The sequence below is a fragment of the Pseudarthrobacter sp. AL07 genome (assembly GCF_029960665.1).
In the GTDB taxonomy this organism is placed as follows: Bacteria; Actinomycetota; Actinomycetes; order Actinomycetales; family Micrococcaceae; genus Arthrobacter.
This window is the reverse complement of record NZ_JASBRB010000004.1, coordinates 71,739-94,808: the sequence shown is the minus strand read 5'-3', so window position 1 is coordinate 94,808 and position 23,070 is coordinate 71,739. Positions and strand designations below refer to the sequence as shown.

Below are 23,070 nucleotides of genomic sequence, written 5' to 3'. Positions count from 1 at the left end.
CCGGTCAGACCGTTACTAGAACCGACTCAACGGTAGCGGCGGGCTGGCGGACGGCCCAGCGCTTGAGAGCGATCACTGACAGGGCGGTGACGACCGTTCCGACAATGATAGAGACAACGAACATCAGGAAGTTGTCGATGGCGAAGAAGACAAAGAGACCGCCGTGCGGGGCTTTTGACCCTACACCGGCCGCCATGGAGATGGCGCCGGTGACGGCTCCGCCCAGCATGCTGGCCGGGATGACGCGGAGCGGGTCCGCAGCGGCGAAGGGAATGGCGCCTTCGGAGATGAAGGATGCCCCCAGCAGCCAGGCGGCTTTGCCGTTCTCGCGCTCAGCCAAGCTAAAGCGCTTTTTGTCCAGGACCGTGGACGCAAGGGCCATTGCCAGCGGCGGAACCATGCCGGACGCCATGACGGCCGCCATAATCTGCCACGGTGCCTGATTGTCCAGCGTTGCGGCACCCAGGCCAGCGACGGCGAAGGCATAGGCGACCTTATTGACCGGACCGCCGAGGTCGAAGCACATCATCAGGCCAAGGATGATGCCGAGGGCTATGGCGCTGGCACCGGTCAGGCCGGACAGGAAGGAGTTCAGCCCAACAGTGATGGCGACGATCGGAGCGCCCAGGATCAGGAACATGAGGCCTGAGGCCACGATGGAAGCCGCCAGGGGGATGATCACCACGGGCATCAGGCCGCGCAGCCAGCGGGCAACCTGAAGTTGGCCGATAACGTGCGCGATGTAACCGGCCAGGAGACCTCCGACGATACCGCCTAGGAAGCCTGCGCCCATAAAGCCGGCAACGGCGCCGGCAACGAAACCCGGTGCGATGCCTGGCCGGTCGGCAATCGCATACGCGATATATCCGGCCAGTGCGGGTACCAGGAATCCGAGCGACAAGGCGCCGATCTTGAACAAGACCGCACCGAGGTACGCACCGAGCGGGCCCCACGCGTTCTCAGGGAATTCTGTGGGCAGGTTGAAAATGCTGTTGTCCACCACGATGGTGTCCGCGTACTTTGTGATGAGGTAGCCACCCATCAGGAAGCCCAACGCGATCAGGAGGCCGCCACCGGCGACGAACGGGATCATGTAGCTGACACCGGTGAGGAGTGCCTTCTTCAGCTTTTGGCCGATGTGTTCGCCCTTTTCGGTGGCCTCGTTCTCAGCCTGTTCCTCGGCCCCGAAGTGGGGGACTCGGCGCGCATTCGGATTGTCGGCGGCAGCGAGCGCCTCCTGGACCATCTTGGCCGGCTCGTCGATGCCGCGCTTGACGGGGGCGTTGATGACGGGCTTGCCAGCGAAGCGCTCCTTGCCGCGGACATCCACGTCCACGGCAAAGATCACGGCTTCGGCGGCGGCAATGACTGCAGGGTCAAGCGGCTTGGCCCCGGAGGAACCCTGGGTCTCAACCTGCAGGTCCACGCCCATTTCCTGGGCTGCGGCCACGAGTGAATCGGCGGCCATGTAGGTGTGGGCGATGCCGGTGGGGCACGCGGTCACGGCCACCAGACGCCTGGGGCCAGCGGTGGTTGAGCCAGTAGCAACAGCACCGGCAACAGCAGCAGCGGGCGCAGCTTCGGCAACCGCAGCGGCTGCGTGGGCCGCCGGCTTGTCCGCCAAAGCGCCGTCCACCAGTGCCACGACCTCTTCCCGCGAAGACGCATTGCGGAGTGCCGCAGTGAAATCCTTTTTGATCAGGGACCGTGCCAGCTTGGACAGCAGCTGCAGGTGCTCCTGGTCCGCGCCGTCCGGCGCGGCGATAAAGAAGACCAGGTCCGCGGGCCCGTCCTTGGCGCCGAAGTCCACCTTGGGGTTGAGCCGGGCCATCGCCAGCGTGGGTTCGATGACCGCAGCAGAGCGGCAGTGCGGGATGGCGAGGCCGCCGGGGATGCCGGTGGCGGTCTTCTGTTCGCGGGCGAAGGCATCGGCGAAGAGGCCTTCGACTTCTGACGCGCGGCCGGTGGCAGCTACTGTGCTGGCCAGGTGCCGGATCACGTCCTCGGGCGAGGTGCCCAGGTTCTGGTCGAGCACGACCAGGTCGGTGGTGATGAGCTGAGTCACTGTCAATCCTTTCGAAGAGCCGTGATGGTTACGGCATCCGGGGTGGTTTGGTGGACTGCCGGGACAGTGGAACCCGGCAGGGAGGCGGCGGCGGCACCATGTGCCACTGCCTGACGGAGGCAATCGGCCGGGGCGGCGCCCTGGCCATGGGCGAGCAGGTAGCCGGCCAGCGACGAATCGCCCGCACCGACCGTGCTGACCGCGGCGACCGGCGGATGCGTGGCCAGCCACGCGCCGTCGGCCGTTACCAGGACAGCTCCCTTGGATCCGAGCGTTGCCAGCACAGCACCCACACCTGAACGTACGACGGCGGCGGCGGCCGCTGCAGCGGCCTCCGGATCCGCTTCAAGTTCGTCTGCGGTGGACGCCGTAGCGAAGCCGGCTGCAGCAGCCAGTTCCGCCAGTTCCTCGGCGTTGGGTTTGAGGAGGTCCGGTTTCCCGGACACACCGTTCTGTGAAGTGCCATGCTGTGCCGTGCCGTCCGGCGAGGGGCCGGAGACGGCGGCGACGAGCGGGCCGCCGGAGGAGTCGACGGCGATCAGCGGCGCACCGCCGTCGGCTCCGATACCAGCGCCCGACCCGGCGCCGCTGCGCAGCCGCCGGGTGACGGTCGCGTAGAAGTCGGCCGGGAAGCCCGGCGGCAGGGAGCCTGCCATGACCACCCAGCTGGCGCCGCGGGCGCGTTCCAGCAGCAGGCCGATCAGGGCTTCCTGCTGGTCTGCGTCCATGATGGGTCCGGGCTCGTTGATCTTGGTGGTCACGCCACCAGGCTCGGTGAGTGCCACGTTGGTGCGCAGCGGCTGTTCGATGGGAAGAGCCGCGAACGGCACGCCATCGTGGAGCAGCCCGGCGAGGACGGGATCATTCTCAGCGCCCGGAAGCACCGCGATAGTCTCCAGGCCGGAGGCGACCAGGGCGCGGGAAACGTTGACGCCCTTGCCGCCGGATTCCTGGCTGACCGAGACCGCGCGTTGGACTTCGCCGCGTGCCAGGGGGCCGGGCAGGGCCACCGTGCGGTCCAGGCTGGGGTTGGCCGTGAAGGTGACAATCATGCGATCACCACGTCAACGCCGGCCTCGGTCAGGGCTGCCGCGAGTTCGGGGCTGGGCTCGCTGTCTGTAATCAAGGTGTCCAGATCTTTCAGGGAGGCGAACTGGACCAGGGTTTCCACGTCCAGCTTGGAGGAATCGGCCAGCACTACGATGCGGTGCGCCGAATGGACGAAGGCCGCCTTGACGGCGGCTTCTTCAGGATCGGGAGTGCTAAGGCCAAAGCTGGCGTGGATGCCATTGGTGCCGATGAAAGCGACGTCGGGGCGCAACCGCTGCGCCGCTTCCACAGTTACCTGCCCCACCGCGGCCTGGGTGAGCCCGCGCACCCTGCCGCCCAGGATTTGGAGGGCGACGCCGGGCGCGCTGGACAGCTTCGCCGCGATGGGGACGGCGTGGGTGATGACTACCAGTTCGGCGCCGGGTCCGGTAGCGGAAGGCTCGACGGCGGTGCGCCGGGCGAGAAGGTCAGCCAACGCTTCAGTGGTGGAACCGGCGTCGAGCAGGATGCTGCCGGACGTGGCCCGGGGGATCAGGGCCAGGGCCGCCTGGGCGATGCGCACCTTCTGGTCCGGGCGCTGGATGGTCCGTTCGTTGATGCTTTCCTCGGTGGTGCTGAAGCGGTCGGCGGAAACCGCTCCGCCGTGGACACGGCGCACAGTGCCGGTGCTTTCGAGGGCGGCCAGGTCGCGGCGGACAGTTTCGGTGGTGATGCGGAAACGCTCAGCCAGCAGGGTCACGCTCACCCGGCCGGTGCCGGCAACAAGCTCGGCTATCTTCTGCTGGCGCTCCTCGGCAAACACATACCCTCCATTGCGTAAAGTGCTGAATCCCAGCCCTGAAATCCAGTGACTGGCATCACATGATGTTGAATTACTTGACTTTATCTTTGTATGTGTTGGTTTGTCAATGAAAACCACAAAAGGGCAGAACTGCTTGGAGTTTTTGTCCACATATTGCGAGTCGAACGGCCCGAAACTCCGGATAAGTGGACAAAAACTCGCGGGGCGGGGCGGGTGCGAGTCGGGTTGGGCGTGTGTTAGCCGGCAACGCAAAAGCCGGGCCCGACCTTTTCGGTCGGGCCCGGCTTCCGGGTGGTTTTGAAGCCTAGATGCCGCCGTCGCGGCTTTCGTTGCGGGTGATGCGCTCGCCGGTGTTGGGATCCACCACCGACCGGGTTTCGCTGACCCGGCGGCTGCGGCCCGGTGAGGCCAGGATGAGGGAGGTGATCAGCCCGATCACACCAACGGCCATCAGGATGTATCCAATCAGGACCTGGTCTATGAAGGGGATCAGCCCCGGGGCTACGGCCCAGGCCAGGATGGCACCGAGTGCAATAAGGAAAATGGAGGAACCGATTCTCATGACTTGCTCCTTAGTTGTGCGAGTACGTGTGGTGCCAAAGTTGATAAGCATGCTGCCTTACGCTCACGCTACAGTCCGACGGGGCACGATTCAATGATTGGGCCGCCCGGGGCGCGCCAGCGTCTTGGCTGTTCAGGAGCCGGGCGCTGGTTAGGCTGATCTGATGGAGACAGTTGTTTGGTCCAAGCCGGAGGCTGAACGGGCCGGCACGCCGCTGCTGGTCATGATGCATGGCTACGGCACGGACGAGTCCCGAATGGTGCGGCTGTTTGAATACCTCCCGGCCGAGTTCACTTGTGCTGCGCTGCGGGCGCCCATGGTGATCGGCGACCACTACGGCTGGTTCCTCCTGGACTACTTCCTGGCCAACGATTTCGCGGATGTCATCACGGCCACCAACACCGTCCAGACGTGGATCAACTCCGTCCGGGGCCAGCACAGCAGCGTCAGCCTGTTGGGCTATTCCCAGGGAATGGCCATGGCCAGCACGCTGCTGCGCCTTCATCCCTCGGATTACCAGGCAACGGTGGGCCTCTCCGGTTTTGTGCTGGAAAGCGAACTGCTGTCGCTGACCGAATCCTTCACGGCCCCGCCGCCCTTCTTCTGGGGTCGGGACAAGGCGGACCTGGTGATCAATGAGGACGCAACGGCCTACACCGGACAATGGCTGAACGAAAAGACCCGGCTGACCGCCAGGACATATCCGGGCATGGGCCACGCCATGAGCAAGACGGAGATGGTGGACGTCAGCGCCTTCCTGCGCCACTACGTGCTCGGCTGACTACCTGCTCCACTCAACGGCATGCGGGGGCTGAAATCCCTACCCCGCAGGGCGTGTGCCCGGTATCGCACCATGGGAAAAAACAGTTGCACGCCAAATCTGTAAGCGCTTACACTCGTCGGTGGCCCACTCTTGCGGGTCACTGAAACCATCGAAGAGGGAAGCCGGACCCATGCCACGTGCCATGCCTCCTGCCTGCCTTGCGCCACCGCCCCGCGTCCGCCAAGTTGTCAGGCCGTGCCAAGGCGCCCATGATGGAAGAAAACGTTCAACAGCAGCCCACCGGCCCGCCGAGGTTTTCACCTTGGCCCTCAGCCGCCCCTGCTGACCCGGTGGCATCGTGGCCGCCCTCCCCGCTCCTGCTCGAACCCTCCTTGTTGCCCGCTTTTCGGGCCCGCTCTACTTTTCTGCCTATTTACCTACCGCCCAGTAACAACCCGCCCGTGACATCCCGCCTGTTGCCCGCCGTCTGAAAGGACACCGCGCATGACTGACGTTCTGAAAACCCAAAGCACTAGCTGGACCACCGCCTCCGCCATCCTGTTCGACCTCGACGGCGTGCTGACCCCCACGGCCGCTGTCCACGAACAGGCGTGGAAGGAACTTTTCGAGGGCTTCCTGGCGTCACGTCCGGATGTGCCCGGCTACCGCGAGGACGACTACTTCGATCACATCGACGGCAAGCCCAGGTTCGACGGAGTCCGGGACTTCCTGGCGTCCCGCGGCATCGTGCTGCCAGAAGGCGCGCCAAGTGACGGCACTGCCGGTCACTCGCCCACCGAGGGCGCCGGGCAGGACGCTCCCCAGCAGGACCCCGCCCGGCAGCATGCCACCCGGCAGGACCCCGCCGATGCCACCGTCCAGGGGCTGGGCAACCGCAAGAACAAGGTCTTCAATGACATCGTCAGCGCCGGCGTCGAGCCGTTTGAAGGCTCGGTGCGCTTCCTGGAAGCCGCGGTGGGCCGCGGACTCAAGGTCGCCGTCGTCTCCTCGTCCCGGAATGCTCCGGCTGTCCTGAAGGCCGCAGGCTTGAACAGGCACTTCGAAATAGTGGTTGACGGCGTCGTGGCTGCGGCCGAAGGCCTCCCCGGCAAGCCGAGCCCGGCCACGTACCAGTACGCCGCGGAACTGTTGGGCCTGCCCAGCGAAGAATGCGTGGTGGTCGAGGACGCCGTCTCGGGCGTCCAGGCCGGACATGCGGGGCAGTTCCACTCGGTGATCGGCGTGGACCGCGGCGCCGGACGGCAGACCCTGCTCGACGCCGGGGCCACGCGTGTGGTCAACGACCTCAACGAGCTCCTCTAACCCAATCGCCGTCTGACGCTCCCCGGCCTCAGGCACGAAGCACCTCCCCGCACCGCACAACGCCAAAGGACCCCAACACCATGGCTCTTATCACTGCGGACCGTGAACGGTTCCCCAACACCCCCTGGCAGCTTGTGGAAACACGCCACCAGCCGGGCAGCGCGGGCACGCTGGAAACGCTCTTTGCCCTTGGCAACGGGCATCTGGGTATCCGTGGCGCCCACTGGGCGGCCGCGGACGCCGATCTTCCGGGCAGTTTCATCAATGGCCTGCACGAGATCTGGGAGATCAAGCACGCGGAGAACGCATTCGGCTTCGCCCGGACCGGACAGCGGATCATTTACATCCCGGATGCGAACAACTTCACAGTGATCATTGACGGTGAGAGCCTCATGCTCGCCGAATCGACAGTCCTGGATTACCGCCGCTCCGTTGACTTCGCCACCGGCATCTACGAATGCCGCATCACCTGGCTGTGCCGGTCCGGCGCCACGGTGACCACCACCGAACGTCGCGCCGTGGGCTTCGCCTCACGTGGCAGCCTGGGCATCTCGCTCGAAGTGGCGTCGGACCGCGAGGTTTCCGCCGACGTGACGTCGTCCGTCATCAACCGCCAGGACCAGCCTGTGGAGGACCACTCGGCGCATGACCCGCGCCGGGCGGGCCGGCACGCCGGCCGGGTCCTGCTGCCGGTAAGGTCCGACGGCGGCGACGGCTCGCTCCGTCTCTCCTGGGAAGCGGCGGAATCCGGGCAGCGCGTGGGAATTGCCGTGGACCATTGGACCTCGGCCGGGCACCAGCCTTTCGAGACTGTGGCGGGCGAGGATGACAGCAGCGTCCGCTATGTCCTGGCGGTAGGTGCCCAGGAGCCGTTCCGGCTGGAAAAGAGCGTCAGCTACGCCGCCGGCCGCGGCGTCCAGGACTCGGAACGGGACGCGGCGGAGGCCGCCGAGGCAGGGCTCCGGTCTGTGGAGGACATCTTCGCCGAGAGCCGCGAGCATTACCGCGCGTACTGGGACACCTCGGACATCGTGGTGGGCGGCCAGCCCGAGCTCCAGCAGGCCATCCGCTGGAACTTGTTCCAGCTTGCCCAGGCCACTGCGCGGGCCGACGTCGCCGGCATCCCCGCGAAGGGCGTCACAGGATCGGGTTATGAGGGGCACTATTTCTGGGACCAGGAGGTCTACCTCCTGCCTTACCTCACGTACACCAACCCCGACGGCGCCCGCCAGGTCCTGGAGTTCCGGCACAACATGCTGCCGGCCGCCAAGATCCGGGCCAAGGAACTCAGCGTGGACGGCGCATTGTTCCCTTGGCGCACCATCAACGGCCTTGAAGCCAGCGCCTATTACGCCGCCGGCACGGCGCAGTTCCACATCGCAGCGGCCATCGCCTTCGCCACCAACCGCTACCTGTGGGCCAGCGGCGACGAAATCTTCCGCGAGGGCATGGGTGCCGAGCTGTTGATCGAAACCGCCCGCATGTGGAGCTCCCTGGGATTCTTCGGAAAAGACGGGCTCTTCCACATCCACGGCGTCACCGGACCGGACGAATACACGGCCGTTGTCAACGACAACCTCTACACCAACGTGATGGCAAGGTTTAACCTGCGCACCGCCGCCGCGCTGGACCACGCGGGGATCGACGACGCCGAACGCGAGCTGTGGGAGCAGGCGTCGAACCGCATGCAGCTGCCGTTCGACGATGACCTGCAGGTCTATTCGCAGGACAACGACTTCATGACCCTGGAGCCGTGGGACTGGACCACTCCCCGGTCCAAGTACCCGCTGCTGCTGAACTTCCACCCGCTGGTGATCTACCGGCACCAGGTACTGAAGCAGGCAGACACCGTGCTGGCCATGTTCCTGCAGTGGCAGGATTTCTCCGCAGATGAGAAGCGCCGCGCGTTCGATTTCTACGACCCCATCACCACCGGCGATTCCACCCTGTCCGCCTGCGTGCAGGGGATCATGGCTGCCGAAGTGGGTCACCCCGAAGCTGCCCTGAAGCACTTCACGAACGCCGTCTTCATCGACCTGGATGACACCCACGGGAACACGATCGACGGCGTACATATCGCTTCCACCGGGGGAGTCTGGAGCTCACTGGTCTCCGGCTTCGCCGGGCTCCGGGACCAGGGCCACCTGCCGTACTTCGATCCGAGGCTTCCGGCGGAGTGGGAGACGCTGTCCTTCCACCTGAAGATCCAAGGCCGGCTGCTGCTGGTGGAGCTCGACGCCGGTGCACTCACGCTGAGCGTCCGCAGCGGCGGACCGCTCGACGTCGATGTCCGCGGCCAGGTGCACACCATTGGTGAAGAAGCAGTCCGGGTTGCCCTTGCTCCCTTTGAAGTTCCGGAACGCACTGTCTTCCCCGGCGGGCCCCCGACGGCGAGCCTCCCCATCGTGGGGTTTCGCGCCTGAAGTGACTGCGCGCCTTAGGTGAGGCTGAAGCGTCAGTCTCCCGCCGCCGTCGTGCGTTCCACGTCTGCTGGCTTGCACGGAAACGCAGGCCCACAGCAGGGTCCACAGCATCTAGGATCGGCCGGGACCGGAACCGCATTAGTCTTAAGCACCCTTAGTGTTAAGGCAGGGCCGCAGCCAAAACTGCCGGCGGACACAAGCAGTACACAAGCAGAGGTGACCATGGCCAGGCGCAGAAATCCCGCAGTACGCATCGCACAGGAGACCGCCCACAACGCGGTGTTCGACTCCGACGGCAAACCGAAACCCGGCGTCCACAACGTGCTCCTCCGGGCAGTTGAAATCCAGCGGCCGCTGGTGCTCGCCTACGTCCGGCGGCTGCAACGAAAACACCCGCGCGCCAGTGCCGCCAAGCTCGCGGAGATCCTCGAACGCGACTACCTTCGGGCGGTGGCCGGCGGCGGTGCAATCGTTGGCGCAACTGCCGTTGTGCCGGGCGTCGGAACTGTGGCTTCCCTGGGCCTGTCCGCTGCGGCTACCGTGGGCTTCCTGGAAGCCACAGCCCTCTATGCCACGTCGCTGGCCGAACTCCATGGCATCCGGCTGACCAACCCGGAAAAGGCCAGCACCATGGTCATGGCCATCATGCTGGGCGAAGAAGGCACGGCACTGCTGGGAACGTTGAGCGGCCAGGCCATGGGCAAGGGAGCCAGCCAGACGCAGGCGTGGGGCAACGTCCTGACCAAGTCCATGCCATCGGGCTTCGGTGCCATTCGGAACAAGATCCAGAAGGCCTTCCTCAAGAACCTGCTCAAACGCCAGGGCACTGCGCTGCTTGGCCGGGCGCTTCCGTTCGGCATCGGTGCGGTGGTGGGCGGTGCCGGTAACCTCATAATGGGCCGCGCCGTGGTGGCGAACGCCAAGGAAGCCTTTGGCCCCATGCCGGACACCATCCCGGGGGAGCTCAAGGCCGTGGCGGCGGAACCGGAAATACATACTCTGGAGGGCAACAACCTTGGATCTTAACGCTGATCTCGGCGAATCGTTCGGCTCGTGGAACATGGGGGACGACGCCGCCATGTTCGGGCTGGTGACCAGCGCGAACGTGGCCTGTGGTTTCCACGCCGGTGACCCCATCACCATGCTGGACAGCTGCCGTGCCGCTTTCGAACTTGATGTGACCGTCGGTGCGCACGTGGGGTATCGGGACCTGGCCGGGTTCGGCCGCCGGTCCCTGGACATGTCCTTCGATGAGCTCTTCGGCGACGTGCTCTATCAGCTGGGCGCGCTCGACGGCGTGGCGCACGCCGTCGGTGCCTCCGTTGACTACGTCAAGCCGCATGGCGCCCTGTACAACCGCTTGGTTCACGACGCCGAGCAGGCCTCTGCCGTGGTCGCCGCCATCCAGGCCTACGACCCCGGGCTGCCGATCCTCGGCCTGCCGGGCTCGCAACTGCTGATCCAGGCCAAGGAAGCCGGCCACCCGGTGTTTATTGAGGCCTTCGTGGACCGCGCCTACCAGGCGGATGGGACCTTGGTGCCGCGCTCCCAGCCGGGTGCGGTCCTGCACGACGTCGGTTCGATCGTTGAGCGGGCCGTGCGGCTCGCGACGAAGGGCGAAGTTGTGGCCGTGGACGGAACGGTGGTTCAGGTCAGGCCCGACTCCCTGTGCATCCACGGCGACACCCCCGGGGCCGTGGAGATGGCCGCCGGTGTTCGGGCCGGGCTCGAAGCGGCCGGCGTAGAGCTGGAGTCCTTCGCGTAGTCAGCCCACTGCAACGCGGGGTCACTTACGGCCCATGCCGCGCGCCAACATGGGCCGTAAGTGACCCCGCGTTGGTTTGGAAGGGCCTGGTCAGCCGAAGACCAGGTGCGCCGCGCTGAAGATGACCAGCCCGGCCAGTGAGCCCACCACGGTGCCGTTGATCCGGATGAACTGCAGGTCCTTGCCCACCTGGAGTTCGATTTTCTGCGACGTTTCCTCGGCATCCCAGCGGGCCACGGTATCGGTGATCACGCCTGCGATGTCGGAGCGGTAGGTCCGCACCAGGTAGCCGGCGGCATCGCCGATCCAGGCGTTGACCTTGCCGGCCAGTTCCGCGTCGTTCACCAGGCGTGAGCCGAAATCGCGCACCGCCGACTTGAACCGCACCGTCAGCTCGCTGTCCGGATCGTCCACCGCAGACAGCAGGGCGCTCTTCACGGTTCCCCAGGTGCGGGAGGCCAGTTCGCGGACCTCGGGGTCTCCCAGAACCTGTGCCTTGATGTCCTCGGCCCGGTCGATCATGACGGGATCGTGCTGAAGATCCTGCGCGAGGTCGTTCAGGTACTTGTCGATCTGCCGCCGCACCTGGTGGTTCGGATCGGATTGCACGGCGCGCGCGAACTTGAGGATCTCCACGTAAACCTTGTCGCCCACGAGCCCGTCCACAAACTGCGGGACCCAGGTGGGGGAGCGGTCCGAGACCAGCCGGCTGACGGTTTCGTGGTTGTCATCCACCCAGTCCGCGGCACGGTCCACCAGCAGGTCCACCAGCTTGTGATGGTGCCCGTCGGCGAAAATCCGTTCCGCCATCCTGCCTACGGGCGGTCCCCACGGCGGAGTCAGCAGGTGCATACGCACCATTCCCTCGATGACCGCCTGGACGTCGTCGTCGTTCAACACCTTGAACGCACCGCGGATGACGGCGGCACCCTCCTTCGCCACCCGCTCGGCGCCACCCGGCCCGGCGAGCCATTGCCCGGCCTTCCCGGCGACGTTTACGCTGGCCAGCTTGTCCTGGACCACCTGTTCCGACAGAAAGTTGGTCTCCACAAATTCGCCGAGCGACGCCCCGATCTGGTCCTTGCGGCGCGGGATAATGGCGGTGTGCGGGATCTTGATGCCCATGGGGTACTTGAAGAGCGCGGTGACGGCGAACCAGTCGGCCAGCGCGCCCACCATGCCGCCCTCAGCCGCGGCGCGGACGTACTGCAGCCACGGATACTCCTTCTGCAGCGCGAACGCGAAGACAAAAATGACCGCCATGGCAATGAGGAGTCCCAGCGCCAGAAGCTTCATTTTCCGCAGCGCTGCCGCCTTTTCGGCGTCCCCGGCGCTGAGCTGATGACCGGCGACGGCGGCACTCGCCTTGGGGGACCGCGGCGCGGGATCTGCGGGCCCGGGCGGGGGCTGGCGGGTAGTTGGCTCAGAGTTCACCTGCATGTGCCCAGCCTAGTCCCGCGCCGCCGGGCTTCGTCCGCTAGCGTGTCCTCATGACATTCGAGGAGTCTGTGCCGGAAAGGCCACTGGTTTTCGCTCACCGGGGCGCCAGCGCGGCATTTGCCGAGCACACGCGCGCCGCATACCTGCGGGCGATAGCCGACGGCGCTGACGGGGTTGAGTGCGACGTCCACCTCACCCGGGACCAGCACGCCGTACTGCTGCATGACGCCAACCTGGACCGGACCTCGGACGGGACCGGGCCGGTCGCGGACCGAACGCTGGCGGAGTTGCGGCTGCTGGACTTTTCGTCGTGGAAGGGCGCTCGGATCCCGGACGAATACGGTGCCCGGTCTGAGCAGTTTCTTACCCTGCCGGAACTCCTAAACATCCTGCGCGGCGTTGGCCGGCCCATTGGACTGGCCATCGAGTTCAAGCACCCCAGTCCCTACCAGCTGAAACTGGAAGACCGTGTGCTGGGCGTGCTCCGGCGCGAAGGCTGGGATGCCGGAACTTCGATGCTGGACAACGTCCGGGTGACCTTCATGAGCTTCAGCCCCGATTCGGTGAAGCATCTGCTCCGGAGCGTGCCGGCCGAATTCATCTGCCAGTTGGTGGACGACATCGACGTCGACGAACTCCGCGACGACCTGAGCCTGGGCCCCTTGGCTGGCGGCGCGATCGCCAATTTGATGAAGGCGGCGCAGTTGGAAGGCGAACGCATCCTGGATGACTGCGAGGTGGGACTCGCGGGGCCGGGCATCATGTACGTCCGCGAGCACGCACGGACGGTGCAGCGCTGGCTGGAATCCGGCCGCCGCTTCCGCGTGTGGACCGTGGATTCCGAGCGGGACGTGGCGCTCTGCCAGGGGCTGGGGATCCACGAAATCACCACGAACAAACCTGGCAGTGTGCTGGCGCAGCTCCAGCCGAGCGGGCAACAGGTCCAGCTGCCCTCCTGAGCCGGTGCTGTCTGCCGTGTTGTTTAGGTCGCTGCTGTTTAGCCGCCGGGGCGGCGCTGTGATTGAGTGGACCCATGCCTTTTCGCTGGTCCGCCCGGGCCACCCAAACAGTCTCCGCGGCTGCCATGAGCGCGCTGCTGATGGCCAGCGCCATGAAGCACTTCCGCGAGCCGCGGTTCTTCGAACAGGTGGTCCCTGACTACCTTTGCCGCGAGGCGCCAATTGCCGGCGGCCAGTCGCCGGAGGGGCGCGAAATACCAGCACCTGACGGCGTTAGGCGGCCCCTGGCGGTGATGTCACGGGAGGAATGGATTGCGGTGAGCGGACTGCTGGAGGCGGGTGCCGCCGTCGGACTTTTGATACCCGGCACACGCCGCGCAACCGCAACCGCCGTGACTGCACTGTTCACGGTCTTCCTGGCCGGGCACGTGGACGCCCTTCGACGCGCGTATGGCCCTGCCGGTTCGCCGGCGCAGCGCAACGTGCATACTGTCAGGCTGCCGCTTCAGCTGCCGCTGATCCTGTGGGCCTGGAGCCTGCGGAAACCGGGACGACGGCTGTGAAGCTGCTCGCCTCGCCCGCCGTGCGGGTGGGAATCTCGATCAGCATTGCAACGGGGCTTTACGGGATTTCCTTCGGCGCGCTGTCCGTCACCTCCGGACTGGATTTCTGGCAAACCATGGCCCTCAGCCTGCTGCTCTTCAGCGGCGGCTCCCAGTTCGCGTTCATCGGTGTGGTGGCGGGCGGAGGATCCGGTATTGCCGCCATGAGCGCGGCCACGCTGTTGGGCATGCGGAACGGCATCTACGGCATGCAGCTCAACGCGCTCCTGCATCCGACCGGCTGGCGGCGCTATGTCGCGGCGCAGGTCACCATCGACGAGTCGACCGCCACCAGCAGCGGGCAGACTGATCCTGATGAGCAACGCCGGGGTTTCTGGACGGCCGGCATTGGCATCTACATTCTCTGGAACCTGTTCACCGCCGTGGGTGCCCTCGCCGGCAGCGGGTTGGGCGATCCCGGGCAGTGGGGCCTGGACGGTGCCGCGGTGGCCGCATTCCTGGCTCTGCTGTGGCCGAGGCTCAAGGGCCGGGAACCGGCGGCGATTGCCGTGGTGTGCGCCCTGGCCACGGTGGTGGCCGTGCCGTTCGTTCCCGCGGGCGTGCCCATCCTGATTGCCGCCGTCGTGGCTGCGCTGATCGGCTGGTTCAGCCACGGACGCAGTGATGAAGGCCTGGAACCGGACGTGGATCCCTACCATCCGCACCACGGGCGCCGGGACCGGAGCAACAACACGCGCCGGGACAATCAAGTGGACGCGCATCTCGACAAGCAAGGGGACGGCCACGGCCAGACGGGGCAGGCGGGCACATGAATCTCTGGATCTGGTTGCTGCTGGCGTGCGTCCTTGCCTATGCGTGGAAGCTGGTGGGCTATTTCGTCCCGGCGAAGCTGCTGAAGGACCCCCGGACGTCGCGTATTGCCGGCACCATGACCATCGGATTGCTGGCATCGCTGACCATCGTCAACACTGTGGCGTCCGGCCAGACGCTGGCCGCCGACGCGCGGCTGGGAGCCCTCGCCGCCGCGGCCGTCGCACTGGCCTTTCGGGCGCCCTTCCTCGTGGTGGTTGTGGTGGGTGCCGGTGCTGCAGCCCTGCTGCGGCTGATCGGTTGGAACTGACTGTCCATCTTGCGAAAACCGGCATCAAACTACTGGTGGTGCGGTTCACATGCGTTGTAGCATGGGCCTGGCTATGCAGTTGGCCGTGCACTCTCCTGAGAGCGCTGACCATGGAGATAAGACTGCACCCAGCCGGTGCAAAACCCGGAAAGACTCACCGTCCAGCACTTGATGGTTGGCGAGCAGGGCTGCCGGTCAAGCGCTTCTTTACCCGGTTCCGGTCCCTGGCCGACCTTCCGCCCGAGGACCTGGATCTACTTTCCGAGCGCATACGACGGGCCCTGGACCTCGGCCGGGGAGCGGATATGGCCGCCCTGCACGCGGCGGTTCGGGCCGAACTCCGAATCCGGGAAACGGAACCGGACGGCTGAAGGCAACGCCTAAAGGAGCCCCTTAGATGAATGATGAGCCCGATCCCAACGCACCCGATCCAGGCAGCGGAACCGATAACCCCAAAGGTTCGGACCCGAAGCCGCGTCCGGTGTACGACACCAGCGTCTCCGAATCGACGCGGGAACTGCGGGATACTTCCCGGCGCCGTCGCGACGCAGAGGAGAAGCTGCAGCAGCACCTGGTGGAGGCCAAGGAGCATGTGCCCCATGACTATGATCATGCGCCGCACAAGCATGGCAAGGAACACACCGCGGCGGAGGGGAAAGACAGCGCCGGGCGCCAGGAAACCCCGACTGAAGAACCCCAGTCGTAGGCCGGTCAGGCCGTTTGTTCATCCTCTGGCGACCCGGTCCGGCGGGCGCTTTCTTCAACTCCCAGCTCGTACCAAACCTGCGCACCGAACACCGGGGTGGGAGTGTCGAGGTTTTGGAAGAGGGTGTCCAGCAGATTGGCCAGGTCTTCAGCAGCCAACGAAGGAAGGATCTTCTCCGGGCCTAGAGGGTCGTGGATGAGCCGGGACAGGTCGGCTTGGTTCATCGGCGGACGATGGCATTGGATTGGTTGCGCCGCGTTTGTTTCACTATTGCTCCCTCTGAAGATTCAGAGGCTGGCTGCTTAACCCTACCCGAGTCTAATCCAACCTTGGGGCACCAACAATGGGGGTCGTTACGTGGGGCCGCGGTGGCTCGGTGCAGGCAGTGCTTACCCGGACCGGCGGTTGGTCAGGCGTGGGGTGTCAGGTGAACTGTGGACCCTGCAACTGCGGAGCGGGCAGCGGTACGTGCGCGGGCAACGGGCGGTGGGGCCGTTCAGTGCGGATGGCATCCTCGATCAGTGCCAAGGGGCGGCGCCAGGCATCGGAACCCGGTTCCATGGTGTCCACAACGCCGATCAGCATAGCGAGCAGGCGGAACATGTCAGTCATGGAAATATCGGAACGCAGGGTGCCTTGACCTTGGCCGCGGTCCAGCAGGACGCTCATGGAGTCCATCAGTGAGCCGGTGATGCCGGTGAGGAGTTCGCGGCGGCCCGCAACGGCGCCCAGCAGGTTGGCATCAGCGCTGGCCGCGGCCATAAGGGCTTCGAGGACGCGCAGCAGCCCCGCGGTTGCGTCGATGTCAGCCAACGCGCCTGCCATGACGGGGTCCACGGTCTCGCGGAGCTGCCGGTTGAGGGCGGCCAGGACCAGCTCCTCCTTGTCGGCGAAGTTCCGGAACAGGGTGGCCGGGCCAACGCCCGCCGTCAACGCAATGGTCTGGAGTGGAACCTCGGGGCCATGCTCCCGGAAGCACCGGCGCGCGGCCAGGATGATCTTGTCCACGTTCCGGGCAGCGTCTGCGCGTAGTGGCTTGCGGACGACGGCAATGCTCATTCGTTCAGGTTAGCAATGCGGCAGCCAGCCATCATGGTTACCGGAGGGTAGCCGGCTATGTGACGCTTTGCCGGCCTCGCCAAACCCGTTCCGGGTTCGGCTGCATGACAGACTTGCCCTATGTTGCTTGCATTTTCAGTCGCCCCGTCCGGTACGCCCGCCGCGGGATCGCGTCCCACCGACGCTTCAGTGCACGACGCCGTTGCGGCCGCCGTGCGGATCGTAAGGGAGTCGGGCCTGCCCAACCAGACGGACTCAATGTTCACCACCATCGAGGGCGAATGGGACGAGGTGTTCGACGTCGTCAAGCGCGCCACCGAAGCCGTGGGAGAGTTTGGCAGCCGTGTCTCACTGGTCATTAAGGCCGACATCCGGCCTGGCTACAAGGGTGAGCTCAGTGCCAAGGTGGACCGCCTCGAAGAAGCACTCTCAGACCGTTCCTAATTCCTGTCGCGCAAAGCCTGCTCCGCGTGACGCTCCCCCGCAGTCACTGGACGGGTTTCCTGCGCCGAGTCCTGGACCGGGGCATGCCCGCGTGCCAGACTGTGGCCATGTTCGAGCACAAGTCCCAGCCGGGGTGGGTGGCCGTGGAAGACTTCCTCACCACTACTGTGGTGCATCCCGACGCTGCGCTCCAGCGGGCGGTGCGCTCCGCCGTCGACGCCGGGATGCCGCCCATTGAAGTCACGCCCAACGCCGGCAAGCTGCTTAAGCTCCTGGTTCAGCTGTCCGGCGCCCGGCGGGTTCTGGAGATCGGCACCCTGGCGGGGTTCAGTAGCATCTGGATGGCGCAGGGACTGCCCGACGGCGGCCGGCTGGTGACGTGCGAATATCTCGCGAAGCATGCGGACATCGCCAAGGCGAATGTGGAGGCGGCCGGGTTGGGGGACAAGGTAGAGGTCCGGGTGGGCGCTGCCCTGGACACTTTGGCCGCGCTGCAGGCGGAGGGTCAGGAGCCGTTCGATTTTGTGTTCATCGATGCGGACAAAGAAAACAACGTCGCGTACCTCGAGTGGGCCGTGCGCCTGGGCCGGCCGGGAACCACGGTTGTCCTGGACAACGCCGTCTGGGAGGGCGCCGTGCTGGATCCTTCCATGGACCAGGTCAACGCCCCCGGGATCATCAGCGCCCTGGAGCTGCTGGGCCGGCACCCGCAGCTCGACGCCACCGTGATCCAGACTGTCGGCTCCAAAGGCTGGGACGGGTTCGCCCTGGCACGCGTCCGCTGAGCGCACAGCGCCACCGGGTCATTGGTCAATTGCTAAGTATGCTTAGAATGACTGTCCGGCCAATGCTCCGTCCGGAGTCGCCTGCACTGGAGGAACACGATGAAAGCGTCACCCACCCTTGCCAGCAACCTTCAGATGGTCCTCACAGACCTGATTGAGCTCCATCTCCAGGCCAAACAGGCCCACTGGAACATCGTGGGCACCAATTTCAGAGACCTTCACCTGCAACTGGACGAGATCATTGCCAGTGTCCGGCTGTTTGCCGACCAGACGGCAGAACGGATGCGGGCACTGCACGCCTTGCCCGACGGGCGGAGCCGGACCGTAGCCGCAGACACACGCCTTGATGAGCTCACCGGCGGGCTGATTTCCACGAAAGACGCCGTCAAACTGGTCACGTCCAGGCTGGAGCGGACGGTGAAAACCATGCGGGATGTCCACGATGAGGTGGACGAAGAGGATCCCACCAGCGCCGACTTGCTGCATGCCGGCATCGAACGCCTGGAACAGCTGGCATGGATGGTCAACGCTGAAACCATGACGCCGTCCGCCGCCGTCGCGGACCCGGCGGCAAAGTAGCTCGGGCCGGAGAAACGCCAGAATGTCTGCATCGCCCCACCTGCCCGTCCGCATGATCTCAACTCAATCCGAGCTGGCTTGGACAGATCCCCTGCTCGACTCCGTGGCCTCCGCTGCCGGCGACGTTCCCGCGCTGCTGTCGTTGGCCCGGGACGCGGGAGGCAACTGGCCGCAGCCGGGGGGCGGGCATACTGCCCATCTCTGGGAGCTGCTCGCTTCCGTCTCCGCCGTGGACGTTGCCGCCGGCCGTGTTTTTGAACCGCATGTGGATGCCCAAGCGATCCTTGCCCAGGCAGAGAACTATCGGGCGGGCCACGATCCTGCCGACCGCGCGGGGGCATGGGGAGTGTTTGCCGCCGAAGGCCCAGGGCTTCGCCTGGAGGCCAAGACCGGCGACGCCGGAATCCTATTAAGCGGGTCCAAACCGTGGTGTTCGCTGGCGCCGCTGCTGGACAGGGCTGTCATCACTGCCCACACAGAAACCGGCGGGAGAGCGGCCTTCGCTGTGGACCTCCGGGATCCGGGCGTGACGTGCGGGGAGCCGGTATGGGTGGCCCGCGGGTTGCGGGAGATTCCCAGCGGGACGGTCCATTTCAGCCACGTGCCCGCGCAGCGGCTGGGCAGCGACGGCTGGTATTTCAGCCGTCCCGGTTTTGCCTGGGGTGGCATGGGGGTAGCTGCCTGTTGGCTGGGGGGCGCCGTGGGCGTGGCACGGGACTACAAAGCTGCCTTGGCTGCCGCAGCCCGGTCCGGCCGCGAACCTGACCAGATTGCCCTGGCTGCACTCGGCGAAACAGACAGGATCCTCACCGCCGCGCTCCAGTACCTGGCGCGAACGGCAACAGCTATTGACGACGGCGGCCTGTCCACCGGGGAAGACACATGGGCGGCCGAGGACGGCAGCCAGCAAACCGTGGACGGCCATCCGGACGCTGTCGAAGGCAAGCCAGCGGCGGACCGGAGTGTATGGAGCGATGCGTTACGCGTACGCGGAACCGTAGCGGCCGCCGTCGAACGAGTCCTCTCCCTGGTAAGCCAGAACCGGGGACCGGCGCCGCTGGCGTTTGACGAACCGTATGCCAAGCGCATGGCGGACCTGGCGCTGTACGTGCGCCAGCACCATGCAATGCGGGACGATGCGCAGCTGGGAAAACTGACGCTGAAGGGGGAACATCTGTGGTGACTTTTTCGCACATGGACCAGGGGACTGCGGAGGCCCGTTGGGCGGCGAGCGGGCTCGCCGCGATAGCGGAGTTGCCGTTGGGGCAAAACGAATTGGCTGCCATGCGGTTCGTGGTGTTGGCTGCACACCCCGACGACGAGACCCTGGGCGCCGGGGGCCTGCTGGCGCTGCTGCACTCGCTGGGCGCCGACGTCGAGGTGCTGCTGTGCACGGCGGGGGAGGGCTCGCACCCGGACTCGGCGACAACCACGCCTGAACAGCTCGCCGCCGTCCGGCTTCAGGAGTTTGCGGCGGCGATGCGAGTCCTGGGGATGGCCGGACGCTGGCGCTTCCTCGGTCTGCCGGACAGGGGCCTGCAAGAACTGGCGCCGGAAATCGCCGGCCGGCTGCGCGAGGCCATTGGCCGATTCACCGGCCCACCGCAGCAGCTGGCGATTGTGGCCCCTTACCGGGATGACGGGCACTCCGACCACAACACCCTCGGCGCGGTGGCTGCGGACGTCGCCGGCGACGATGGGCACGGCCTGCTGGAGTATCCCATCTGGTACTGGTTATGGGCCTCCCCGGAGGACCCTGCCTGGCGGTCCTGGGCGCGCTTTCCGCTAAGTACTGAACAGCAGGCGGCGAAGAGATCCGCTATGGACTCCCACACGAGCCAAATCCGTCCGCTGTCCGGGCTCCCCGGGGACGAAGTGCTCCTCGGCGAGGGGCTGCTGCAACATTTCAGGCGCTCTTTTGAGACATTCGCCTGGACGCCGCCCGGGGCCCAACTGGTCCCATCCCCTCCCCATTCCAGCGCGGACGCGCAACGGATCTTCGACGCCGTACACGCGAAGTCCGATGACCCCTGGGCGTACACCACCAGCTGGTACGAGCGGCGCAAGCGCACCCTCACCCTCGCCGCGCTGCCCCAGGAGACCTACTTTTCTGGCCTGGAAATCGGCTGCTCCATCGGAACATTGACCGCCGAACTGGCCACCAGATGCACCAGCCTGCTTGCCGTGGATGCCAGCGGTACCGCGCTTGAACTTGCGGCCCGCCGACTCGCGCCGTTTCCCGGCGTCAGCACGCGGCATTTGACGCTCCCTGCCGACTGGCCCGGGGGCCGCTTCGACCTCGTGGTGGTCTCCGAGGTGGGCTACTACCTGTCGACGGCAGAGTTGGAGGTGCTGCTGCAGCGGATCCAGGAATCGATGATGCCAGGCGGCACGCTGCTGCTGTGCCACTGGCGGCACCGGGTTTCCGGATGGGAGCTCGACGGCGACTCGGTCCACGCGCTGGCCCGGAACCGGCTGCGGTGGCCTACCGCCGGTCTGTACCAGGAACGCGATTTTGTGCTGGAAACGCTCGTGGCTCCCGCCGATGGCAGCGACGCCGGCGATCCTGGACCTCCGGTGTCCTGAGATGGGCAGGATCGAGCAGGTTGCCGCGGTCATTCCGGTCCATAACGAGGAACCGCACCTGGCACGTGCGCTGGCAGCGCTCAGTAGCGCAGCCGATGCGCTGCAGCAAAGCCAACCGGAGATCGACGTCGCCATCTTGGTGGTTTTGGACGCCTGCACGGACGGCTCGGGCACCGTGGCGGCGCGGTTTGCAGCGGCGGATGGCCGCATCACCCTGCTGCCGGTCGTGTTCCGCAGCGTGGGGAGGAGCCGGCGGGCAGGGATTAACCTGCTGCTCGCAGGACGCGGGCCGGACCGTGCGCGGGCGGGCCGCGTGCTGGCCACCGAACGGATGTGGCTGGCCAATACAGACGCCGATTCCTGCGTTCCGGACAACTGGCTCCTCCGCCAGGTGGAACTGGCTGACCGCGGCGCCGACGCAGTCTTGGGAACGGTGGAACCGGATCCGGCCGGGATGGACGGCGAACTCCTGCGGCGCTGGCACGTTCGGCATCCGCTGGGGGAGGACCATCCCCATGTGTACGGTGCGAATTTCGGGGTACGGGCCTCGGCCTACATTGGTGCTGGCGGCTTTCCCTGCCAGCCCTCGCATGAGGACCGGGTCCTGGCAGCACAGCTGCGCCGCAACGGGTACCGAATAACTTCCACGGACGCGGTCCGGGTTGTGACCTCCGGGCGGACCGAGGCCCGGGCGCCGCAGGGATTCGGCACCTATCTGCTGGCTCTGGGCATGGAATCCACTGTGGCGTTCGAACGCTGAAGAAGCATAAACGGTGGAACCACATGGATGCTGCGCAGCGAACGCAATGAGGGGGCCGACGACGACTGGGGGGACTGGCCTCGGTCTCAGGAGAGGCCACCTCGCCGCCGACCCCGCCTGACACCCGGGACGCCACGGCCCCGGGAAACCCGAAGGAATCTGCTGGTATTAATTTTCCTCCACGCGGGATGCCCTGCCTAGTCCTAGGGGTCCCGCGTGCTGGTGTCCCGTTCCGACTGCACCGCGCCGTTCCGATGGTGCTCACGCAGCTCACGGCCGCGCCGGATATCGTCCTCCTCCTGCTCTTGCATCTTCTCGCTCCTCTTGGTGTCCCGGGGCGGCAGTTGGATGGTCTCCTCGGCCTCGATTCCGGCCTGGAGTTGCCGTCCCCGCTCCATCTCGGCGTCGAACTCTGCCCCGAACAGCAGCGACATGTTCAGGATCCACAGCCAGAGCAGCATCACGATCACACCGCCGAGCGCGCCGTACGTTTTGTTGTAATTGCCGAAGTTGGCCACATAGAAGGCGAAACCCAGCGAGGCCAGCAGAAAGATAAACAGGGCTATGCCGGAGCCCAGGCTCATCCATTTGAACTTGGGTTGCTTGACGTTGGGAGTGGCGTAGTAAAGTACCGCGATGATGACAATGATGAGCGCGACCATCACTGGCCACTTGGCGATGTTCCAGACAGTGAGGAACGCGCCGCCGAGCCCGATCAGGCCGCCTGCTGCCTCCGCGACAGGTCCGCTGAGCACCAGCATGCCTGCCAAAAGGGCCACGATGGCTACGGCGAGGAGCGTCACGGCCAGCATGGTTCCGCGCAGCTTGACGAAAGGGCGGCCCTCGTCCACTTCATAGATCCGGTTCATCGCCCTGCCAAAGGCGCCAACGTACCCCGATGCGGACCACAGTGCTGTTCCGAGGCCAATGACCAGAGTAAATCCTGCCGCTGGCGCGTTGGCTAACTCCTCAACCGGGCCACTAACGGTATTCACCGTCTCAGCAGGGGCGAAGCCCCTTACGATTTCCAGCAGGGCCGTGGTTGTTTTCTCGGGATCCCCAAAGAGGCCGATCAGGGAAACGAGCGCGAGCATTGCAGGAAACAACGACAGCACGGCATAGTACGTAAGAGCCGCCGCGAGGTCCGGGCACTGGTCCTTGGAGAACTCCCGAAGGGTCTTTTTGGCAATGTACTTCCACGACGGTTTGGTGACGTCGCCAGGGCTGTCCGGTTTCCGGGTGTCGTCGGGCGCCGGAGCTTGGCCAGCCTTGGCAGTGCTGGTTTCGGATGAGTCATGAGCGGCCATGGGTGTCCT

24 protein-coding genes are annotated in these 23,070 nt (G+C 65.8%); 16 read left to right on the top strand and 8 right to left on the bottom strand.

Annotation, left to right across the window (positions count from 1 at the left end):
• Positions 1-4: 4 nt before the first annotated feature.
• The 4 genes from QK290_RS05725 to QK290_RS05710 form a co-directional block, all read right to left on the bottom strand.
• Positions 5-2,065, bottom strand: a complete 2,061-nt coding sequence (locus QK290_RS05725; RefSeq protein ID WP_282329718.1) for a fructose-specific PTS transporter subunit EIIC — start codon at positions 2,063-2,065, stop codon at positions 5-7.
• Between the two features lie 2 nt (positions 2,066-2,067).
• Positions 2,068-3,117, bottom strand: coding sequence for a hexose kinase (locus QK290_RS05720; protein ID WP_282329717.1), 1,050 nt, complete (start codon positions 3,115-3,117; stop codon positions 2,068-2,070).
• Positions 3,114-3,917: a DeoR/GlpR family DNA-binding transcription regulator gene (locus QK290_RS05715; RefSeq protein ID WP_282329716.1), complete on the bottom strand. Its 804-nt coding sequence runs from the start codon at positions 3,915-3,917 to the stop codon at positions 3,114-3,116. The genes QK290_RS05720 and QK290_RS05715 overlap by 4 nt, the downstream gene beginning before the upstream one ends.
• Positions 3,918-4,221: 304 nt before the next feature.
• On the bottom strand, positions 4,222-4,479 hold the full coding sequence (locus QK290_RS05710; protein ID WP_282329715.1) for a DUF6458 family protein: 258 nt from the start codon (positions 4,477-4,479) through the stop codon (positions 4,222-4,224).
• A 163-nt stretch (positions 4,480-4,642) separates the two neighbouring features.
• On the opposite strand from QK290_RS05710, the gene QK290_RS05705 reads away from it, so the two are divergent.
• From QK290_RS05705 to QK290_RS05685, 5 genes are all read left to right on the top strand, one after another.
• Entirely contained in the window at positions 4,643-5,260 is a 618-nt protein-coding gene (locus QK290_RS05705; protein ID WP_282329714.1) for a phospholipase, read from the top strand.
• A gap of 486 nt (positions 5,261-5,746) precedes the next feature.
• Entirely contained in the window at positions 5,747-6,565 is an 819-nt protein-coding gene (locus QK290_RS05700) for an HAD-IA family hydrolase (RefSeq protein ID WP_282329713.1), read from the top strand.
• Between the two features lie 80 nt (positions 6,566-6,645).
• Complete coding sequence (locus QK290_RS05695) at positions 6,646-8,988, top strand: glycosyl hydrolase family 65 protein (protein WP_282329712.1); 2,343 nt, start codon at positions 6,646-6,648, stop codon at positions 8,986-8,988.
• Between the two features lie 222 nt (positions 8,989-9,210).
• On the top strand, positions 9,211-10,014 hold the full coding sequence (locus QK290_RS05690; protein ID WP_282329711.1) for a hypothetical protein: 804 nt from the start codon (positions 9,211-9,213) through the stop codon (positions 10,012-10,014).
• Positions 10,004-10,753 carry a 5-oxoprolinase subunit PxpA gene (locus tag QK290_RS05685; RefSeq protein WP_282329710.1) on the top strand — a complete coding sequence of 250 codons (750 nt, stop codon included), beginning with the start codon at positions 10,004-10,006 and terminating at the stop codon, positions 10,751-10,753. Before QK290_RS05690 ends, QK290_RS05685 begins: the two co-directional genes overlap by 11 nt.
• Before the next feature lie 90 nt (positions 10,754-10,843).
• On the opposite strand, the gene QK290_RS05680 is transcribed toward QK290_RS05685, so the two are convergent.
• Positions 10,844-12,193: a DUF445 domain-containing protein gene (locus QK290_RS05680; RefSeq protein WP_282329709.1), complete on the bottom strand. Its 1,350-nt coding sequence runs from the start codon at positions 12,191-12,193 to the stop codon at positions 10,844-10,846.
• Between the two features lie 50 nt (positions 12,194-12,243).
• Here QK290_RS05680 and QK290_RS05675 point away from each other — a divergent pair, with 50 nt between their 5' ends.
• The 5 genes from QK290_RS05675 (at position 12,244) to QK290_RS05655 (ending at position 15,541) form a co-directional block, all read left to right on the top strand.
• Positions 12,244-13,152: a glycerophosphodiester phosphodiesterase family protein gene (locus QK290_RS05675; protein ID WP_282329708.1), complete on the top strand. Its 909-nt coding sequence runs from the start codon at positions 12,244-12,246 to the stop codon at positions 13,150-13,152.
• Between the two features lie 74 nt (positions 13,153-13,226).
• A complete protein-coding gene (locus QK290_RS05670; protein WP_282329707.1) occupies positions 13,227-13,715 on the top strand; it encodes a hypothetical protein in 489 nt (162 codons plus the stop codon).
• Positions 13,712-14,527, top strand: coding sequence for an AzlC family ABC transporter permease (locus QK290_RS05665; RefSeq protein ID WP_282329706.1), 816 nt, complete (start codon positions 13,712-13,714; stop codon positions 14,525-14,527). The genes QK290_RS05670 and QK290_RS05665 overlap by 4 nt, the downstream gene beginning before the upstream one ends.
• The gene (locus QK290_RS05660) at positions 14,524-14,835 is read left to right on the top strand and encodes an AzlD domain-containing protein (RefSeq protein WP_282329705.1); all 312 of its coding nucleotides are present in this window, start codon (positions 14,524-14,526) and stop codon (positions 14,833-14,835) included. The genes QK290_RS05665 and QK290_RS05660 overlap by 4 nt, the downstream gene beginning before the upstream one ends.
• Before the next feature lie 397 nt (positions 14,836-15,232).
• Positions 15,233-15,541: a hypothetical protein gene (locus QK290_RS05655; protein ID WP_282329704.1), complete on the top strand. Its 309-nt coding sequence runs from the start codon at positions 15,233-15,235 to the stop codon at positions 15,539-15,541.
• Positions 15,542-15,546: 5 nt separating this feature from the next.
• Here QK290_RS05655 and QK290_RS05650 read toward each other — a convergent pair whose 3' ends face one another.
• Together QK290_RS05650 and QK290_RS05645 are read right to left on the bottom strand one after the other, a co-directional pair.
• Complete coding sequence (locus tag QK290_RS05650) at positions 15,547-15,765, bottom strand: hypothetical protein (protein WP_282329703.1); 219 nt, start codon at positions 15,763-15,765, stop codon at positions 15,547-15,549.
• Positions 15,766-15,964: 199 nt separating this feature from the next.
• The gene (locus QK290_RS05645) at positions 15,965-16,600 is read right to left on the bottom strand and encodes a TetR/AcrR family transcriptional regulator (RefSeq protein ID WP_282329702.1); all 636 of its coding nucleotides are present in this window, start codon (positions 16,598-16,600) and stop codon (positions 15,965-15,967) included.
• Between the two features lie 120 nt (positions 16,601-16,720).
• Here QK290_RS05645 and QK290_RS05640 point away from each other — a divergent pair, with 120 nt between their 5' ends.
• The 6 genes from QK290_RS05640 (at position 16,721) to QK290_RS05615 (ending at position 21,754) form a co-directional block, all read left to right on the top strand.
• Entirely contained in the window at positions 16,721-17,044 is a 324-nt protein-coding gene (locus QK290_RS05640; RefSeq protein WP_282329701.1) for a thiamine-binding protein, read from the top strand.
• Between the two features lie 107 nt (positions 17,045-17,151).
• Entirely contained in the window at positions 17,152-17,829 is a 678-nt protein-coding gene (locus QK290_RS05635; protein WP_282329866.1) for an O-methyltransferase, read from the top strand.
• Between the two features lie 99 nt (positions 17,830-17,928).
• Complete coding sequence (locus QK290_RS05630; protein ID WP_282329700.1) at positions 17,929-18,408, top strand: DNA starvation/stationary phase protection protein; 480 nt, start codon at positions 17,929-17,931, stop codon at positions 18,406-18,408.
• Positions 18,409-18,430: 22 nt separating this feature from the next.
• Complete coding sequence (locus QK290_RS05625) at positions 18,431-19,591, top strand: hypothetical protein (RefSeq protein ID WP_282329699.1); 1,161 nt, start codon at positions 18,431-18,433, stop codon at positions 19,589-19,591.
• A complete protein-coding gene (locus QK290_RS05620; protein ID WP_282329698.1) occupies positions 19,585-20,994 on the top strand; it encodes a bifunctional PIG-L family deacetylase/class I SAM-dependent methyltransferase in 1,410 nt (469 codons plus the stop codon). Before QK290_RS05625 ends, QK290_RS05620 begins: the two co-directional genes overlap by 7 nt.
• Complete coding sequence (locus QK290_RS05615) at positions 20,954-21,754, top strand: glycosyltransferase (protein ID WP_282329697.1); 801 nt, start codon at positions 20,954-20,956, stop codon at positions 21,752-21,754. Before QK290_RS05620 ends, QK290_RS05615 begins: the two co-directional genes overlap by 41 nt.
• Before the next feature lie 203 nt (positions 21,755-21,957).
• Here QK290_RS05615 and QK290_RS05610 read toward each other — a convergent pair whose 3' ends face one another.
• Positions 21,958-23,061, bottom strand: a complete 1,104-nt coding sequence (locus QK290_RS05610; RefSeq protein WP_282329696.1) for a YihY/virulence factor BrkB family protein — start codon at positions 23,059-23,061, stop codon at positions 21,958-21,960.
• Positions 23,062-23,070: the final 9 nt, after the last annotated feature.